1 protein-coding gene, 1 tRNA gene and 2 pseudogenes are annotated in these 2782 nt (G+C 55.1%); all 4 read left to right on the top strand.

From position 1 onward, the window contains the following. Positions 1-98 (top strand): annotated as a pseudogene (locus tag Q4Q11_RS31395) (RNA polymerase subunit sigma); the annotation flags it as partial. Continuing rightward, positions 85-720 (top strand): NrsF family protein, encoded by a 636-nt coding sequence (locus tag Q4Q11_RS31390; RefSeq protein WP_498571930.1) that lies wholly within the window; start codon positions 85-87, stop codon positions 718-720. The pseudogene Q4Q11_RS31395 and the gene Q4Q11_RS31390, both read left to right, overlap by 14 nt. Before the next feature lie 242 nt (positions 721-962). After that, positions 963-1036, top strand: a tRNA-Gln gene (locus Q4Q11_RS31385). 1243 nt (positions 1037-2279) lie between these two features. Then, positions 2280-2423, top strand: a pseudogene (locus Q4Q11_RS31380) (ATP-binding protein); the annotation flags it as partial. Between the last annotated feature and the right edge of the window lie 359 nt (positions 2424-2782).

The raw sequence follows: 2782 nt of genomic DNA, 5'->3' as shown, positions 1-2782 counted from the left end.
GGCTGAAGATGACGGAAGGGGCGGTGCGCGTGGCTCTGCATCGCGCGCTAAAGGCGCTTGCGGCTTTGTATCGGAGTGAGACCAGTGAAAACCGATGACCTCATCAATCTTCTGGCGCAGGACGCGCCGGTCCGCACGCGGATCGGCAAGGTCCTGACCCTGGCGGTCGTCGCAGGCATCCTAATCAGCGGCGGTATCTTCTTCGCCATGATCGGCTTTCGTGCCGATATCGATACAGCGATGGAGACCGTCCGTTTTCTGTTCAAGTTCGTCGTGACCATCGCGCTTGCTGCAACGGCCTGTGCCGTCGTCTTCCGTATCGGGCGGCCGGGCGTATCGCTGCGCCTGTGGGGCTGGACGCTGCTGTTGGCGCCCGTCCTGCTGCTTGCCGCCGCCGCCGCCGAAATGGCCGTGATGCCGGCCGATAGCTGGAGTGCGCGGATGATTGGGCACAATGCCCGCTTCTGCCTGACGCTCATCCCGCTGCTCTCGATCGGCCCGCTCGCCTGCTTCCTTATGGCGCTGCGCCATGGTGCGCCCGAAAAACCGGGTGCGGCTGGCGCCGTCGCCGGCCTTGCCGCCAGCGGCATCGCCGCGACCTTCTATGCCTCCAATTGCACGGACGACAGCCCGCTTTTCGTGCTGCTCTGGTACCCGATCGCGATCGCCATGGTGACGGCTGTGGGCTATATCCTCGGGAAGCGCCTGTTGCGCTGGTGAGGCGACCGAGCGCGTGACATCGAAACTGGGGAGATCGTTTGCTGGGGCGGCAGCTTTGGGCCATTGGGGAAGCATTGCATGGAAAACCCGCTGGCGGCAGGCGGATTCGTGACTTATCACGGCGGTCCAGAGTGACTTTCAAAAAATCGCGTTTTCGCGCGTTAAAGGGTTTGCATCCGCGGCAAATTCGATTATAGAGGCCCTGCTTTCCCCGCAGGGGCACTTTTCGGCCCGGCGGCTGTTGGGAAATAGTTCAATGGTAGAACAGCGGACTCTGACTCCGTTAATCTTGGTTCGAATCCAGGTTTCCCAGCCAGTTTTCTATAAATCGCGTCGATTTGTTTGATTTGTCAGTGGTCTCAGAGATTGATTAGCGTCAATGGTGACCTGATGCCTGTGGCAAGGATCGGTTCCTGCGCAAAACGTCGGGACTAGCGGTCATATCAAAACACGATGGAAAGCGAGTAGCCGAGCTAGATGGTCGCTGCGTGAAACACGACCTGCTGAAAGCCCATTTGCTCGGTGGCCCAGCATCAAGCGCCTGCGACATGGAGGGTTTCATCCGAAACGTGCGTGGCAGTGTCGCGCTTGATCTCTAGGCCGCGGCTGAAGCAGCCGGCGCCTCGCAAGCAACACGGTTTGCCGGTTCTATGAAGCCATTTAGAACTTCACCGCAAACGTTGCGCCCTCGCTTGGTGGCGGTGCAGGAGGCGATCTGAATTAGATGCCCAAAGAGCTTGAAGACCCGATAGATATCGTCCACATCGATCACTAGTCCCCAGAGCCAGGCTGAAGGAGAGCGGCGCCTTCGCGCGGCGAAACGCGATACCACTGCTATGAGCATCGAGGGACGACTATCCCAAGCCGGAAGACGGAGCGACGTTTTAAACGCTCTGCCTAGCTGGGCGAAATTCTAGCCAGCCTATTCTGTATCCGTCCGGCTGTTAGGCGAATTATTTACTCGACTCTCCCGACTTTGAGGGCATACCGCCTACCAACGCTCAGGCAGAGATGGACGCGATGAACGAGGATCTTCCATATATCGAACAGGAATGGAAAAGCGCCCTGGCAGTTGTCACTGTGGTGCTTACGCGCATAAGCCTGATTGTCGCTGTATTTTGGCTCTGATTGTCTAAATGTGCAGTCTGCCAAATTGCTGTAGGTGGATTGCAACTTTGCGTAATTACCATAATTGCTAAAAACAATCTTTGCGGTGAGTTGATGGTACGCTTTGTGAAAATTACACCGAAAAAAGCGCAGCTGCATACATAGCTTTGACCTTCTGTGCGATGTGATTCTCGGAGAATCCAGCAAGCACCCCCTCTTCGGCCCTTTGGCCCGCAACACGAATCTGTTCTCTCGCCATCTTCCTTCTCTGGTTATGAATGCTCCCTCCATCGGTGAGGCGGAAGGAGTGCTATGCTGTTTCATTCAGGAGGCGAGAGACGCACCGTCATCCAGACGTCACGTCACCAGATAAGACAACTCGCCGACAATTTCCTTAGCTTCATCAAGCTCGCAAGCATAATGGTCTGGCTCTAACAATTAATTAGTCACTACAGGCTAGCATTATCATCATCACCAATCTTCGCTTCAGTGAATGGGCCAGCGTTTTTAGTGATGTCAAGATGATCATCGTGTTACTGGGGCGTGTCACCTATCACTGTCATATCCTCGAGACCGGAAACGACAGCTTTTGCTAAGAACATCGCAGCACATTAACCCAAAACGACGAGCCAGAGGCGAAAGAACTTGATCAGGACAACCGACACGCACAATACCTTAAGGACGAGTCAATTCTGGGCGCCGACCTCCGGGATCAGTTCTTGGAGCAATCAACAAGATTTGAAGTTTTGGTGCTGAATCGGATAGTGCGGTGAAGCTTGGATTCTATTGTAGAATAACGATCAGCCGTGGATGCTGCATGAGACAGCCGGTACAGCGTTTTATAGCACATACATCCATTCTCCCGGTGACTCGTTTTGTTCTGAGGCAATTGGTCCGCCCGGCGGTCCCCACGTCAATTGTTGAATTGATTTGGGGCGACGCCGAAATATATGAG

Source organism: Rhizobium sp. UFLA01-1127, assembly GCF_059803845.1.
This window is presented reverse-complemented; position numbering and strand designations above follow the sequence as displayed.